This window comes from Actinomyces sp. ICM58 (genome assembly GCF_000283035.1).
GTDB lineage: Bacteria > Actinomycetota > Actinomycetes > Actinomycetales > Actinomycetaceae > Pauljensenia.
The window spans coordinates 21,616-35,241 of the sequence record NZ_ALIY01000034.1 but is presented as its reverse complement, the minus strand read 5'-3'; the positions used below and the strand labels follow the sequence as shown (position 1 = coordinate 35,241).

At 66.7% G+C, this 13,626-nt stretch carries 15 protein-coding genes and 1 tRNA gene; 5 read left to right on the top strand and 11 right to left on the bottom strand.

What is annotated here, in order from left to right; all coding sequences use genetic code 11:
* Positions 1-379: IS3 family transposase (locus tag HMPREF1138_RS01670; protein ID WP_039936481.1), on the top strand; the 379-nt coding region annotated here is incomplete at its 5' end.
* A gap of 133 nt (positions 380-512) precedes the next feature.
* Positions 513-821, top strand: a complete 309-nt coding sequence (locus tag HMPREF1138_RS01665) for a DUF397 domain-containing protein (RefSeq protein WP_009055737.1) — start codon at positions 513-515, stop codon at positions 819-821.
* 124 nt (positions 822-945) lie between these two features.
* On the opposite strand, the gene HMPREF1138_RS10985 is transcribed toward HMPREF1138_RS01665, so the two are convergent.
* On the bottom strand, positions 946-1,107 hold the full coding sequence (locus HMPREF1138_RS10985) for a hypothetical protein (RefSeq protein ID WP_155887116.1): 162 nt from the start codon (positions 1,105-1,107) through the stop codon (positions 946-948).
* Positions 1,108-1,294: 187 nt separating this feature from the next.
* Here HMPREF1138_RS10985 and HMPREF1138_RS01660 point away from each other — a divergent pair, with 187 nt between their 5' ends.
* A complete protein-coding gene (locus tag HMPREF1138_RS01660; protein ID WP_050981214.1) occupies positions 1,295-1,804 on the top strand; it encodes a GNAT family N-acetyltransferase in 510 nt (169 codons plus the stop codon).
* 315 nt (positions 1,805-2,119) lie between these two features.
* On the opposite strand, the gene HMPREF1138_RS01655 is transcribed toward HMPREF1138_RS01660, so the two are convergent.
* The 5 genes from HMPREF1138_RS01655 to HMPREF1138_RS01635 all read right to left on the bottom strand — a co-directional run bounded on the left by HMPREF1138_RS01655 (position 2,120) and on the right by HMPREF1138_RS01635 (position 6,641).
* The gene (locus tag HMPREF1138_RS01655) at positions 2,120-3,178 is read right to left on the bottom strand and encodes an NAD(P)-dependent alcohol dehydrogenase (protein ID WP_009055777.1); all 1,059 of its coding nucleotides are present in this window, start codon (positions 3,176-3,178) and stop codon (positions 2,120-2,122) included.
* 80 nt (positions 3,179-3,258) lie between these two features.
* Positions 3,259-3,334 (bottom strand) — tRNA-His (locus HMPREF1138_RS01650).
* A gap of 91 nt (positions 3,335-3,425) precedes the next feature.
* Positions 3,426-4,343: an ATP-grasp domain-containing protein gene (locus tag HMPREF1138_RS01645; RefSeq protein WP_009055732.1), complete on the bottom strand. Its 918-nt coding sequence runs from the start codon at positions 4,341-4,343 to the stop codon at positions 3,426-3,428.
* Positions 4,344-4,435: 92 nt separating this feature from the next.
* Positions 4,436-5,572, bottom strand: coding sequence for a D-alanine--D-alanine ligase family protein (locus HMPREF1138_RS01640; RefSeq protein ID WP_009055728.1), 1,137 nt, complete (start codon positions 5,570-5,572; stop codon positions 4,436-4,438).
* 49 nt (positions 5,573-5,621) lie between these two features.
* Positions 5,622-6,641 (bottom strand): NAD(P)H-dependent glycerol-3-phosphate dehydrogenase, encoded by a 1,020-nt coding sequence (locus tag HMPREF1138_RS01635; RefSeq protein WP_009055719.1) that lies wholly within the window; start codon positions 6,639-6,641, stop codon positions 5,622-5,624.
* A gap of 65 nt (positions 6,642-6,706) precedes the next feature.
* Between HMPREF1138_RS01635 and HMPREF1138_RS01630 the strand changes: the two genes are divergently transcribed.
* A complete protein-coding gene (locus HMPREF1138_RS01630; RefSeq protein WP_009055738.1) occupies positions 6,707-7,354 on the top strand; it encodes a putative lipoprotein in 648 nt (215 codons plus the stop codon).
* On the opposite strand, the gene HMPREF1138_RS01625 is transcribed toward HMPREF1138_RS01630, so the two are convergent.
* The 5 genes from HMPREF1138_RS01625 to leuC all read right to left on the bottom strand — a co-directional run bounded on the left by HMPREF1138_RS01625 (position 7,351) and on the right by leuC (position 12,678).
* Complete coding sequence (locus tag HMPREF1138_RS01625; RefSeq protein WP_009055757.1) at positions 7,351-8,124, bottom strand: lysophospholipid acyltransferase family protein; 774 nt, start codon at positions 8,122-8,124, stop codon at positions 7,351-7,353. The genes HMPREF1138_RS01630 and HMPREF1138_RS01625 overlap by 4 nt on opposite strands.
* Positions 8,125-8,227: 103 nt before the next feature.
* A complete protein-coding gene (locus tag HMPREF1138_RS01620; protein ID WP_039936473.1) occupies positions 8,228-9,172 on the bottom strand; it encodes a diacylglycerol/lipid kinase family protein in 945 nt (314 codons plus the stop codon).
* 4 nt (positions 9,173-9,176) lie between these two features.
* Positions 9,177-10,502 carry a UDP-N-acetylglucosamine 1-carboxyvinyltransferase gene (murA, locus tag HMPREF1138_RS01615; protein WP_009055782.1) on the bottom strand — a complete coding sequence of 442 codons (1,326 nt, stop codon included), beginning with the start codon at positions 10,500-10,502 and terminating at the stop codon, positions 9,177-9,179.
* Between the two features lie 67 nt (positions 10,503-10,569).
* Entirely contained in the window at positions 10,570-11,202 is a 633-nt protein-coding gene (gene leuD, locus HMPREF1138_RS01610; protein WP_009055742.1) for a 3-isopropylmalate dehydratase small subunit, read from the bottom strand.
* A gap of 75 nt (positions 11,203-11,277) precedes the next feature.
* Positions 11,278-12,678, bottom strand: coding sequence for a 3-isopropylmalate dehydratase large subunit (gene leuC, locus HMPREF1138_RS01605; protein WP_009055773.1), 1,401 nt, complete (start codon positions 12,676-12,678; stop codon positions 11,278-11,280).
* Positions 12,679-12,849: 171 nt separating this feature from the next.
* Here leuC and HMPREF1138_RS01600 point away from each other — a divergent pair, with 171 nt between their 5' ends.
* Positions 12,850-13,587, top strand: coding sequence for an IclR family transcriptional regulator (locus HMPREF1138_RS01600; protein WP_009055722.1), 738 nt, complete (start codon positions 12,850-12,852; stop codon positions 13,585-13,587).
* Positions 13,588-13,626 lie beyond the last annotated feature (39 nt).

The window sequence follows — 13,626 nt, the reverse complement described above, 5'->3', positions numbered from 1 at the left end:
CGTTGAGCGGCGCATGGGAGCCGCCGACGTGATCGAAATGCTTGACCTGGCTGTCCTGGCACATGGGGCACCCCAGGTGCTAAGGGCCGATAACGGGCCCGAATTCATCGCCGCAGCCTTGGGGCGCTGGGCCAGCGAGCATGACACGCTCCAAGCGTTCATCCCACCGGGCCAGCCCTGGCATAACGGATTCGTGGAGTCCTTACACAACCGCATGCGCGACGAACTCCTCGAGGACAACATGTTCGAGGATCTCAACCACGCGCGCGCCCTGATTGGCGCCTGGTCCCACCGCTACAATGAAGAACACCCCCACAGCCCGCTAGGCTGGCTCTCACCCAACCAATACGCACGCCAATGGGCACAACACCACCAATAACAACCAACAACCCTCAAAACACCCGGTCCACAAAACCAGACCAGGCCAGGTACTTGAGGCTGCTCTCGCTCAGCTTGGTAACTCGCGTGATCTTGAGGACAAGCTCGCACAGGCGGTCGCCGCACGTGACAGCGTGGCAGGCCGTATCAACCAGCTCATTCAAGCCGCAGCACACGCTGGCTTCGACCCTGGCGCGTTCGAGGCCCAACAGGCTCGGCTCGAAGCCGACTACCAAGTCCACCTCAGCGCAATCGAGTCCCTCGAAAGGCAGCTGCACGAACTTGAAGCCAAGCGCGCGGCCATCACCGCATTCCACCAGTACCGCAGCAAGAACCCCGCAATCACCTATACCCCCGAGGCCTGGCGAGCCCTCGTCGACCACGCCACCATCCACCCCGACGGAACAATCACCATCACGTTCAACGACGGCACGAGCATTTGACCGCTGTGGTGAGTGGCTCCACAAGCTATTGGCGATCATCTCCATCCGACAGCTACGTCGGCCCGACCAAGAGCTCAGGAACCCCGATTTCTTTCATACCCGACGGAGAGTTGGCAGCGAATTCTCACTCAGTCACGTCTCGGAAGCATGCCTTGGCACTCCGTAGTTCGATCGCTTCTTCGAGTGTTCGCACCTCTGAATACTCATCAGTCCGATAGTCCTTGATGGCGAATTCCTCAACATTGGGTTCACTTGGAGTCGGCAATCCGGATTCTTCATCGCTCATGAGTCCTCGCTTCACCGATGTCACGCAAGGTTCGTTGAGCCCCTGAACAACAGTCGCTCATGTATCATTAAAACCTAACGCAGGCACCACCGGGGAGACACGTGTGAGAATGGTGGGGGGCCACCATCGGTTGCTCCGCAACATGACACCACGTGGCCCCAGCAGCAACAGTGACATGGAGGTGGATATGGACGCTGTCAACACTTCGAGGCTCTCACTGAGGCCCGTGCAGCTCACCGACCTCGAGGAGCTGTATGCACTGAGCCGTATGCCCGAGGTCAACCTCTTTAACCCTTCTGGTCCCGACCGCAGTATTGACGAGGCGCGTGAACGGCTCGAGGACTGGCTGCGCGACTGGGAGACGGACGGTATTGGCTACTGCACGGCCCGTATGCTCGAATCGGACGCCTACGTCGGCTACGTGGGGCTGGCCGCGCGCACGTTCCGTGACGAGCGCGTCCTCAACCTCGCCTACCGCATCCGACCTGAGTTCCAGGGATCAGGTCTGGTTACCGAAGCCTGCCGCGCACTCATCGAGGCCGCGCGCCCACGCTGGTCAGGGCACCGGATTCGGGTCCTCACCAAGCAGGACAACACCCCCTCGATCGCAGTGGCCACACGCTTGGGCTTCACCCACGCCCCCGACTTGGACGACACCCCGGACCCGGGCGACATCAACCTCTTCCTGGACCTCTGACGCCAAGAAGCACGCACCGGTGGCTCGTTCTCTGGCGGCACCCGCTGTGCTGGCGTTCCCGACGACGACGCCTCGGACAAGGCGTGACCCCCGTGATGGTGCCGAAGCTCGCGATCGCTCCGGGGCTTGATCGTTTTCACGCAACGACATGCACCCACCCGCGCCTAGGGATGCACCCACTCTGTACAACCTTGCACCCACCGCGCCTCAAAATGCACCCACCACAGCTTTTGTATCCGCAGTGATCCCCTTTGGTCCACTGCCAGGAAAGCCCCGGGCCGCTCGGCCCGGGGCTTTCCTGTTACCTGCTCACGCTCACGCGGTCTGGGGGAACGTGGAGGTGTCGATGACGTAGCGGTAGCGCACGCGCGAATCCACGACATTGTCGTAGGCCTGCGTAATCTCCTCGCCGGTGATCATCTCAACCTGCGGGATGACGCCATGCGCGGCGCAGAAGTCCAGCATCTCCTGAGTTTCGGCGATGCCGCCGATCTGGGAGCCGGCGAAGGACTTGCCACCGTTGACGAAGGCGCGCAGCGGCAGGGAGACAGGCTCGGTGGGCAGGCCCACGTCGACGAAGACGCCGTAGGGGCGCAGGGCGGCCATGTATCCGGCGTAGTCGAGGCCGTCAGCGGATACGGTGCACAGGATCAGGTCGAAGGAGCCGCGCAGGGATTCGAGGGTCCCCTCCTCGCTGGTGGCGTAGAAGTGGTCGGCGCCGAAGCGGCGGGCATCGGCTTCCTTGGAGCGGCCGTGGGAGATGACGGAGACGTCCGCGCCCATGGCCTTGGCGATCTGCACGCCCACGTGTCCGAGGCCGCCCATGCCGAGGATAGCCACGCGCGAGCCGGGTCCCACGTTGTAGTGTTTGAGCGGGGAGTAGGTGGTGATGCCGGCGCACAGGAGGGGTGCGCAGGCAGCGAAGTCCAGCTCCTCCGGGATGTGCAGGGCGAAGTCCTCGCGCACCGTGAAGCCCCGCGAGTAGCCGCCGGTCGTCGGGTTGCCCTCGGCGTCGGCGCGGTAGGTCCACAGGGTACCCGGCGTCGAGGTGCACCACTGCTCGTAGCCGGACTCGCACATCTCGCAGGAGCCGCAGGATCCGACCAAGCAACCCACGCCCACGCGGTCCCCCACCTTGAACTTAGTGACACCGGGGCCGACCTTGGCGACGATGCCTACGAACTCGTGGCCGGGCACGAGCGGGTAGGCCACGGGCCCCCACTCGCCGCGGGCACTGTGGATGTCGGAGTGGCAAATGCCCGCGTAGGCGACGTCGAAGTAGATGTCGCCTTCGCCGGGCTGGCGGATGTCGATCTGGAGGGGGTGGAACTGGGTGGTGGCGTCGTCGCAACCGTAGGCGATCACGCTGGGCATGAGAACTCCTTTGTCCAATCAATTCGGGATGAGACAAGCATACTGCAGCAAAAAGCCCCGACGCCGAAGCGCCGGGGCGGTGGGGTGGCTGACGGGACTCGAACCCGCGACGTCCTGGACCACAACCAGGTGCTCTACCAACTGAACTACAGCCACCATCGCGTCGCCGTGAAGGCAACGGATAGAGCTTAGCACTACCCACCCGAGCTTGGAAACTCGAGCACTGCCCTCACGACGGTGGCGTGCATCACCAGTGGGCGCGAGCGGAGATCGCGTCCGCGAAGTTACCCAGTGCGCCGGGGGTGGCACCCAGGTACAGGTCGGCGTCCACGAGGGAGACCTCCATGACCAAGAAGGATCCCTTGCCGTCGGGGACCAGGTCCACGCGGTTGAACAGGAACAGCTCGTCGTGGCCCAGGCGGGCACGCACGTAGTCGTGCAGGACACGGCGGATTTCCTCGCCCCATTGCCACGCGACGGAGTCGGCGGCCTCGGCGGTCACCACGGCCTCGTGCATCTCCGGATTGGTGACGGAGGCGGGATGCAGGGCGGAGCGCTTCTCGACAGCGTGAGAGACCAGGCCGTTGAAGAAAACAAGCGAGATTTCGCCGTGCAGGTCGATCTCCTCGACGTAACGCTGGATCATGACGGAACGACCATCGCCGAGCAGCCCTTGCACCTGTCGCATGGCGGCTTGGCGCTGGCGGGTGTCCACGGTCGTGTAGCGGCCGATGTCGCGCACGCCGGAGGACACAGCAGGCTTGACGACGAACTCACCGAAGGCCGGGAAGCGCGTGTGAATCTGATGCTTGGACAGATTCTGCTCGGGTTCCAGCCAGCTGGTGGGAATCGTCGGCATACCCAGGGCGGCCAGCTCCCTCAGGTAGTGCTTGTCCGTGTTCCAGTTGAGAACGTCGGCGGAGTTTTGGACGCGCCGCAGCTGGCGGGTCCATTCCAGGAACGCCGGGCGGTCCTGCGCGTAGTCGGAGACGGAGCGAACGACGACCATGCCGGCGTCAGACCAATCAACGTCGGGGTCGTTCCACACCTTGATCTGGGGGTCGCAACCGCGCAACGCCAGCTCATCGAGCAGGCCCTCTTCGCCGGGAAACAGGTGGGGCATGGACGAGCAGGTCACCAGGGTGACTTTGGGTGGGGTCGTCATGTGTGTCCTTCAGGGTCGGTGTTACGGGAATTAACGAGGTCGGGGTGCGGCCGCGGGACCCGCGCACGTGCGGGTGGGGCGCGGCCGTTCTCTCAGCGCAGGCCCAGGGGGCGCTGCGACGCTTCGGAGAGGAGCTCGCTGAGCAGGTCCGGGTAGGACAGGCCCGCGGCCGCCCACATCTGCGGGTACATCGAGATCGGGGTGAAGCCGGGCATCGTGTTGACTTCGTTGATGATGACGGTGTCGGTGGCCTCGTCGAGGAAGAAGTCGACGCGTGCCAGACCCTCGCATTCGAGGGCGTCAAAGGCACGCCACGCGGTCTCGCGAATGCGCTGAGCGTAGGCGGGGGGCACGTCGGCCGGGCAGGACAGGCCGACGACGTCGTCCACATACTTGTGTTCGTAGTCGTAGAACTCGCCCTCGGGGATGACGATCTCACCCAGCGGCGAGGTGCCACTTTGCCAGTCGGGGCGCGAGCCGAGGACTCCGCACTCGACCTCGCGGCCGGTCACGGAAGCCTCGACGATGATGCGCGGGTCGTGGTTTGCGGCTTCCTTGATGGCAACGGGCAGATCTTCGCGGCAGGTGACGCGCGAGATGCCGACGGAGGAGCCGGCGCGGCAGGGCTTGACGAAGACGGGGAAGCCGAGGCGCTCGATGCGGTCCATGCACGAGGCGGGGTCGTTCTCCCACTGACGGGCGGTGATGGAGACCCAGCGGCCCACGTTGATACCGGCGGCGGCGAGCACCGTCTTGGTCAGGTGCTTGTCCATGGAAATCGCCGAGGAGGTCACGCCGCATCCGACGTAGCGCACGTCCGCCATTTCGAAGAGGCCCTGAATGGTGCCATCCTCGCCGTAAGGGCCGTGCAGGAGCGGGAAGACGATGTCGACGTGCCCCAGGTCCTCCACGCCCACAACGCGCGAGGTATCGTCCGAAGGGTCGCCGTCGTAGGTGAGCTCGACGAGGTTGCCCTCGCCCGGGGTCAGGGCCACGCGGGTGGCTCCGGCGGTAATCGACTGCCCCTTGCCGTCCTTGAACCTCAGCGCCGACGGGTCGTCGGCGACACGCACCCACTGGCCGTCGCGCGTGATACCCAGCGGGATCACGTCCCACTTCGTGCGGTCGATGGCCGTGAGGATGCCGGCGGCCGTCGCACAAGAGACTTCGTGTTCTGAGGAGCGCCCGCCGAAAACGATGAGGACGCGAGGACGAGAAATTGCAGTCATGGGTCCAAGCCTACCGCGCGTCAGGCTTTTCCCGCCCGAGTGTGCGCGTTTAGACCAGCTCGATCTTCCAGCCGTCCATCTTTTGCGGGCGGGCGAGCAGCATGCGGCCCATGTCGGCGATACTCGCGCGCCCCTCGACGACCTCGACGACGGCGCTGGTGATCGGCATGTCGACGCCCACGGAGGCGGCGACCTGGAGGATCGGTCCTGCCGAGGCGACGCCCTCGACGACGCCCGGGGACAGCGCCATGGCATCGGCCAGGCTCATGCCCGAACCCAGGCGGTGGCCCAGCGAGAAGTTGCGCGACAGGCGCGAGGAGCAGGTGGCCACGAGGTCACCGATGCCCGACAGACCGGCGAAGGTCGCGGGGTCTGCGCCCAGGGCCGTGCCCAGGCGCGTCATCTCAGCCAGGCCGCGCGTGATGAGGGTCGAACGCGTGTTGATGCCCAGCCCCATTCCCTCAGCGGCGCCAATCGCGACCGCGATGACATTCTTGGTGGCGCCCGCCATCTCGGTGCCCACGACGTCGGAGGAGACGTAGGGGCGGAAGTAGGAATTGTGGCAGGCCTTCGCGATCTCCTTGGCGAGCTCCACATCCGAGGAGGCGACGACCGTCGCCGTGGGCTGACGGTCGGCGATCTCACGGGAGAGATTGGGGCCGGACAGGACGGCGATGCGGCTGCCGGGCACACCCGAGGCGTCGGCGATGATCTGATCCACGCGCTTGAGGGTGCCCAGTTCCAGGCCCTTGGCCAGGGACAGCAGAGCAGCGTTCGGAGCGAAGGACGCACGGGCGGCCTCCAGGGTGGCGCGCACCGCCTTAACCGGCACGGCGACGACCACCAGCTGCTTGCCAGAAACGGCGCGGGCTATGTCCGTAGTCGCCTCGATGCGCTCGGAGAGGGTGATACCCGGCAAGTACGTCGGGTTCTCATGCCCGTTGATGAACGCGATCGTGTCAGTGTTGCGCCCCCACATCGTCACGTCCACGCCCGCGTCGGCGAGCACCTGAGCGAACGTCGTTCCCCACGCTCCCGTTCCCAGGACCGCTGCTGTTGTCATACTCATCGAGACCTCCCTGTCAGCCCCCAGTCTACTAGGATGGGAAAACCGTCACACTCCAAGGAGGGGCTTTGTCTCACCACCGCGCGCTGCCCGCCGCCCTCGCCGTCCTCGCGCTCGCCGCCTGCTCGCCCTCCGCTCCGACGGCCGGGCCGACCGAGCCCGCCCCTGCCTCGTCGGAGGCGAGCCACTCCCCCGCCGTCGAGGGCACACAGCCGGGCCAGGGGACGCCCGGAAACGGAGAGCCTGGCCTGGATGCGACGAGGCCGATCAACGCGGACAACTGGATGTCCTCGGTCTCGATGCTGCCGCCTATGCGCTCTGACAACCCGGACAAGGCACTGGTCCTCACCGCGATCCGTGCCTCCTCGCACGAAGGCTTCACCCGAGTCGTGCTGGAGTTCGATGGTGAGGGCTCCCCGGGCGTCCGCCTGGCGCAGTGGAGCGACCAGGCACTGGAGCAGGGACGTGGCCTGCCCATCGAGGTCGAGGGGGCGGCGGTCCTGGAGCTCATCCTCGATGGGACGCCGATGACCGCCACCTCACCAAAGGGCAGCTACCCGACCAAGGAGCACACCCGCGCGGGCAACCTGGACATCGTCTCGGACGGAACCTTCGAAGACAACACGCACGTCGTCATCGGGGCGCCCACCGAGCGCCAGTTCCAGATCGGTTTCTTATCCAATCCCTCGCGTGTGGTCGTCGATATCCGCAATTAGCCCTTCTTGCGGGCCTTCTTCGCCTTCTTGGCGCGCTTGGCCTGCTCTTCCTCCCACCAGGGGCCGGCCTGCGTGGCGGGATCCCACACCTTCTCCGGCACGGGCAGCCCGCGCAGCTTACCCACGCCCGCGCGCACGGCGTCACTGATGCGCCGCGTCGCCTCGTTGACGGCGTCGTGGTCCTGCGAGCCCGCCGGGCTCATCAGATCCGACAGGTCGACGGGCTCGCCGAAGTGGTAGGAGACGCGCCGACCCGGGCGCATGTCCATTCCCTTGGCGTTGTAGGGGGCCATGATCTCCTGCGGGCCCCACTGCGACACGGGGATCACAGGCACGCCCGTGTCGAGGGCCAGGCGGGCGGCGCCGGACTTGAACTGCATGGGCCACTGGTCGGGGTCGCGCGTGAGCGTGCCTTCGGGGAAAATGCCGACGACCTCACCGGCCTTCAGCGCCTCACGGGTGGGTGCCAGGACGGCCGAGGGGTTGGAGTCGCGGTTGACGGGGATCAGGCCCATGCCCTTGATGATCCAGCCGAACACCGGGACGGAAAACATCGACTTCTTCGCCAGGAAACGCACAGCGGTGTCGCGCTTCATGAAGTACCAGCACAGGCACAGCGGGTCGACGTTCGAGAGGTGATTGGGCACCAGGAGGTAGCCGCCCTCGGCGGGGAGATTCTCTTCACCGCTCACGGTGAACTTAATCCAGGGGGTCATGATGGGCGTCAGGACACCCTTGGCGAAAGCGTAAAAGCCGGAGACAGCACTCATGGCTCCATTCTACGGGGACCACTCCCCCGCGGCGCAAAACCCCACCCCTACCTTACAGAGCAACCGAGCGCAGCTCACACACAGTGCGCCGACTCCCGCTGCCTCAGACAAGCACGGAGACGACGCCCGGGGCGACATCCACGGTGAAAGGAATCGAGGCGATCCGATCCCCGTCCGCCATCGCGACCATCCCCGCGGGGGCAGCGAAGGACACGACGCGGGCGCTCTCCACCTCGATCGCCGGGTGATTCTTGGCGCGTCCGGCCACCACCTTGGCCAGCACCGGGAGGGCTCGCGCGACCGACAGGGGGCCCACGTGACACACCTCGAGGACGCCGTCGCTCATATCCGAGGACTCCACCAGGGTGATGCCACCGCCGAAACGCCCGGAGTTGGACACCGACGCGATCCACCCGCTCATGTTGCGCTCGCGACCATCCACGGTCGCCACGATCTCGGCGGGCTCGTGCGAAGCCAGGGCCGCGAAGGCGCCGTAGCCGTATGCCAGCGGACCCGACGTCAGCGAGGACTCGTTGGCCAGGATATTAGCTCGCGCGTCCAAGCCGATCGACACGATGCCGAGAGCCAGGCGAACCCCGTCACGCGAACGTACCCACATGCCATCCAGGGGACGCACCCGAGAGGCCAGTGCATCCGAGGACGAGGCCCCGGCCTCGTCGGAAGAAAGACCGAGGGGCGCCAGGCGCCGCGCGCGCGCCAACGGCTCCGTGCCGACCCCGAGCGCTCGGCACAGGTCGTTGCCCCGTCCGCCGGGCATGGGAACGAAAAGGGCGTCGGACTCGTGACAGCCGCGCGCGACGGCGCTCAGGTACCCGTCCCCGCCCAGGGCCGCCACGATCGAGCCGGCGGTGACCCCACCCGCGATCGCTGCCGGATCGTCGCCCGGCGTCGTCAGGCGAACGGCGACCTCCCAGCCGCCCCCGCGCAGGATACGCACGATGCGCGGCCCCAGGCGCACGCTGCGCCCGCCCGCCGACATCGACGAGACCAGCAACAGCATGGCCCGTCGCGCACCCGATGCGGCCATGACGTCAGGCGTCCAGGTAGCGCACGCGCGCGTCCAGCTGATGGAGCTTGCGCGTGAAGTGCTCGTAACCGCGCGAGATCACGTCGATGCCCGACACGGTGGAGGTACCCGTGGCGGCCAGCGCCGCGATCAGGTGCGAGAAGCCACCGCGCAGATCCGGGACCTCGATATCGGCGCTGTGCAGCGGGGTCGGGCCCGAGATGACCGCCGAATGGTAGTAGTTCTTCTGGCCGAAGCGGCAGGGCGTCCCGCCCAGGCACTCGCGGTAGACCTGGATGTTCGCACCCATCTTGCGCAGCGCCTCGGTGAAGCCGAAGCGATTCTCGTACACGGTCTCGTGCACGATGGACAGGCCCTCGGCCTGGGTGAGCGCCACGACGAGGGGCTGCTGCCAGTCCGTCATGAAGCCCGGGTGCACGGCCGTCTCCAGGGCGATCGAGTGCAGCGGCTCACCCGGGTGGTAGAAACGGATGCCGTCGGCGTCGATATCGAAGGCGCCGCCCACCTTGCGGAAGGTGTTCAGGAAGGTTGTCATGTCGGGCTGGTGAGCGCCGCGCACGTAGATGTCGCCGCGGGTTGCCAGCGCGGCGGCCGCCCAGGAGGCTGCCTCGATGCGGTCCGGCAGCGCCGTGTGGCGGTAGCCGGTCAGCTTGGACACGCCCTCGATGCGGATCGTGCGGTCCGTGTCCACGGAGATGATCGCGCCCATCTTCTGCAAGACGTTGATGAGGTCGAGGATCTCCGGCTCGATGGCCGCGCCCTTCAAGGTCGTGATGCCCTCGTTGCGCACGGCGGTGAGCAGGGTCTGCTCGGTGGCGCCCACCGACGGGAAGGGCAGCTCGATGATCGCGCCGTGCAGACCCGTGTCGGGACGCTTGATGTGCACGCCGTCGGGCTGCTTATCGACGATCGCGCCGAACTTGCGCAGCGTCTCCAGGTGGAAGTCGATGGGACGCCCGCCAATCGCGCAGCCGCCAAGCTCAGGAATGAAGGCCTCGCCCAGCTGGTGCAGGAGAGGGCCGCAGAAGAGGATCGGGATGCGCGAGGCGCCCGCGAGCGTGTCGATGTCGGAGCGCGAGGCGACCTTGACGTTGGAGGGGTCCATGCGCAGCGTGCCGCGGTCCTGATCGAAGTCGATCTGAACGCCGTGCAGGCTCAGCAGGTCCGAGACGACATCAGTGTCGCGGATGAGCGGAACGTTGTACAGCTCCGAAGGGGTATCGGCGAGCAGCGAGGCGACCATGGCCTTGGGCACGAAGTTCTTGGCACCGCGAACGGTGATCTCGCCGCGCAGCGGGTGACCGCCCTCGACTTGCAGGATGGATGACATGAGCGCTCCTCACTAAGACGTAACTGGCCCCTACTCTAGCTAGGTAGGGGCCAGTGTGCGAAGTCGTTCAGTCGCGGGCGGACACGACGTCTTCCTTGGGGAGGAATTTCGCCGGGAGGGTGCGCGGCTTGAAGGACGGGCGCGCGGCCTCGTAGGCCTCGATCTCGTCCTCGTGGCGCAGGGTCAGGGCGATGTCGTCGAGGCCCTCCATGAGGGTCCAACGCACGTAGTCGTCGATCTGGAAGGTGCCGGACAGGGCGCCGGCCCGCCACGTCTTGTCTTCGAGGGACACGGTGACCTGGGTGCCGGGCTCGGCTTCGAGGAGCTTCCACAGGGACTCGCAGTCCTCCTGGGAGATGATGCCGGTGACCAGGCCCTGCTTGCCGGAGTTTCCGCGGAAGATGTCGGCGAACTTGGGGGCCAGCACGACGCGGAAGCCGTAGTCTTTGAGGGCCCACACGGCGTGCTCGCGCGAGGAGCCGGTGCCGAAGTCGGGGCCGGCGACCAGGACGGAGCCGTTCTTGTAGGCCTCCTGGTTGAGGACGAAGTCGGGGTCGCCACGCCAGGCGGCGAAGAGGGCGTCCTCGAAGCCGGTGCGTGTCACGCGCTTGAGATAGACGGCGGGGATGATCTGGTCGGTGTCGACGTTGGAGCGGCGCAGCGGGACGCCGGTGCCGGTGTGGGTGATGAACTTTTCCATGGTGCGTCAGTCTTTTCTTCCGTGGGGGACGAGGCCGGGGCCCTCCCCCGCTGTCGGGTGGCGGGAGGGCGGGCCTCAGAGGTCGGCCGGGGAGGACAGGGTCCCTCGCACGGCGGTGGCGGCCGCGACGAGCGGGGACACCAGGTGCGTGCGGCTGCCCTTGCCCTGGCGGCCTTCGAAGTTGCGGTTCGAGGTGGAGGCGGAGCGGTCCCCCGCGTTCATCGTGTCGGGGTTCATGCCCAGGCACATGGAGCAGCCGGCGTTGCGCCATTCGGCGCCGAAGTCGGTGAAGATCGTGTCGAGGCCTTCGGCCTCGGCCTGGAGGCGCACGCGGGCGGAGCCGGGCACGACCATGACGCGCACTCCTTCGGCCTTGTGGCGTCCCTTGACGACGGCAGCGGCGGCGCGCAGGTCTTCGATGCGCCCGTTCGTGCAGCTACCGATGAAGACGGTGTTGACGGCGATCTCGCGCATCGGGGTGCCGGCCTTGAGGTCCATGTACTCCAGGGCGCGCTCGGCGGCTGCGCGGGCGGTCTCGTCGGTGAAGTCCTCGGGGTCGGGGACGGTGGCCGACAGGGGCACGCCCTGGCCGGGGTTCGTCCCCCAGGTCACGAAGGGTTCGATGTCGGCTGCCTCGAGGACGACCTCGGCGTCGAAGACGGCGTCCTCGTCGGAGGCCAGGGAGGACCAGTATTCGACGGCGCGGTCCCAGTCCTCGCCCTCGGGGGCGTGAGGGCGACCCTTGATGTAGTCGAAGGTGGTCTGGTCGGGGGCGATCATGCCGGCGCGGGCACCCGCCTCGATCGACATGTTGCAGATCGTCATGCGTCCCTCCATGGAGAGCTCCCGGATCGCCTGGCCGCGGTATTCGAGGACGTATCCCTGGCCGCCGCCGGTGCCGATCTTGGCGATAACGGCGAGGATGATGTCCTTGGCGGTCGAGCCCTGGGGCAGGGAGCCGTTGACGGTGATCGCCATCGTCTTGAAGGGCGCCATCGGCAGGGTCTGGGTGGCCAGGACGTGCTCGACCTGGCTGGTGCCGATGCCGAAGGCCAGCGCACCGAAGGCGCCGTGCGTGGAGGTGTGGGAGTCGCCGCACACGATGGTCATACCGGGCTGGGTGAGGCCCAGCTGGGGGCCGACGACGTGGACGATGCCCTGGTCGGCGTCGCCCAAGGAGTGCAAGCGAATACCGAACTCCTCGGCATTCTTGCGCAGGGTGTCGATCTGGGTGCGGCTCGTGATGTCCGCGATCGGCTGGTCGATGTTGACCGTGGGCGTGTTGTGGTCCTCAGTCGCGATCGTCAGGTCGGGGCGGCGCACCTGGCGGCCGGCCAGGCGCAGGCCCTCGAAGGCCTGGGGGCTCGTGACCTCGTGCACCAGGTGGAGGTCGATGTACAGCAGGTCGGGGGCACCGTTTTCACCCTTGGAGACGATGTGGTCGCGCCACACCTTTTCCGCCATCGTTCCGCTCATTGATCCTCCTCTGGTCCCCGCTGTGGAGACACGGTGTCGTCATGTTTCGTCACTTAATGGAAGCGCCTTCATCTCACAGTGACCTGCTGATCTCACGTCTCGGACGCCCCTTTGATGTGTTTCACTATCCGACAGTTTGCCATCTCAAAAGCTGAGATATTAAATAGTTGTATGGAAGAGCAAACATCCAGTGGCGTTGGCGTTCTCGACAAGGCAGCGCTGGTCCTCAGCGCTCTCGAGGCGGGACCGGCCACGCTCGCACAACTCGTCACCAGCACCGGCCTCGCGCGTCCGACCGCCCACCGTCTCGCGGTGGCCCTCGAATATCACCGCATGGTCGCGCGTGACATGCAGGGACGTTTCATCCTGGGCCCCCGCCTGCAGGAGCTCTCCTCCGCGGCCGGCGAAGACCGCCTGCTCCAAGCCTCCATGCCCGTCCTCCAGGCCCTGCGCGACCACACGAAGGAATCCTCCCAGCTCTTCCGCCGCCAGGGGGACTACCGCGTGTGCGTCGCCGCCTCCGAACGCGAGATGGGTCTGCGCGACTCCATCCCGGTGGGCGCCACGCTCTCCATGAGCGCCGGCTCCGCCGCCCAGGTCCTGCTCGCCTGGGAGGAACCCGACCGCCTGCACCGTGGCCTGTACGGCGCTTCCTTCAACGCGACGATGCTCTCCGAGGTCCGCCGCCGCGGCTGGGCCCAGTCCGTCGGCGAACGCGAACCCGGCGTCGCCTCCGTGTCCGCGCCCGTGCGCGGCCCCTCCGGTCGCGTCCTGGCCGCTCTGTCGATCTCCGGCCCCATCGAGCGCATGGGCCGTCAGCCCGGACGCCAACACGGCCCCTCCGTCATGGCCGCCGCCAACCGCCTCTCTGAGTTCCTGGCCACCGTTGAGGACGCCGCGGAGCTCTGAGCCTCACGCGAGACATACCAGACGGGGAGGGCCGGGACG

Coding starts and splice junctions, on each gene's coding strand:
- HMPREF1138_RS01600 (WP_009055722.1), top strand. CDS start 12,850: ATGGAAGAGCAAACATCCAGTGGCGTTGGCGTTCTCGACAAGGCAGCG.
- leuC (WP_009055773.1), bottom strand. CDS start 12,678: ATGAGCGGAACGATGGCGGAAAAGGTGTGGCGCGACCACATCGTCTCC.
- murA (WP_009055782.1), bottom strand. CDS start 10,502: ATGTCATCCATCCTGCAAGTCGAGGGCGGTCACCCGCTGCGCGGCGAG.
- HMPREF1138_RS01640 (WP_009055728.1), bottom strand. CDS start 5,572: ATGACTGCAATTTCTCGTCCTCGCGTCCTCATCGTTTTCGGCGGGCGC.
- HMPREF1138_RS10985 (WP_155887116.1), bottom strand. CDS start 1,107: ATGAGCGATGAAGAATCCGGATTGCCGACTCCAAGTGAACCCAATGTT.
- HMPREF1138_RS01620 (WP_039936473.1), bottom strand. CDS start 9,172: ATGGCCGCATCGGGTGCGCGACGGGCCATGCTGTTGCTGGTCTCGTCG.
- HMPREF1138_RS01660 (WP_050981214.1), top strand. CDS start 1,295: ATGGACGCTGTCAACACTTCGAGGCTCTCACTGAGGCCCGTGCAGCTC.
- HMPREF1138_RS01635 (WP_009055719.1), bottom strand. CDS start 6,641: ATGAGTATGACAACAGCAGCGGTCCTGGGAACGGGAGCGTGGGGAACG.
- HMPREF1138_RS01645 (WP_009055732.1), bottom strand. CDS start 4,343: ATGACGACCCCACCCAAAGTCACCCTGGTGACCTGCTCGTCCATGCCC.
- leuD (WP_009055742.1), bottom strand. CDS start 11,202: ATGGAAAAGTTCATCACCCACACCGGCACCGGCGTCCCGCTGCGCCGC.
- HMPREF1138_RS01625 (WP_009055757.1), bottom strand. CDS start 8,124: ATGAGTGCTGTCTCCGGCTTTTACGCTTTCGCCAAGGGTGTCCTGACG.
- HMPREF1138_RS01655 (WP_009055777.1), bottom strand. CDS start 3,178: ATGCCCAGCGTGATCGCCTACGGTTGCGACGACGCCACCACCCAGTTC.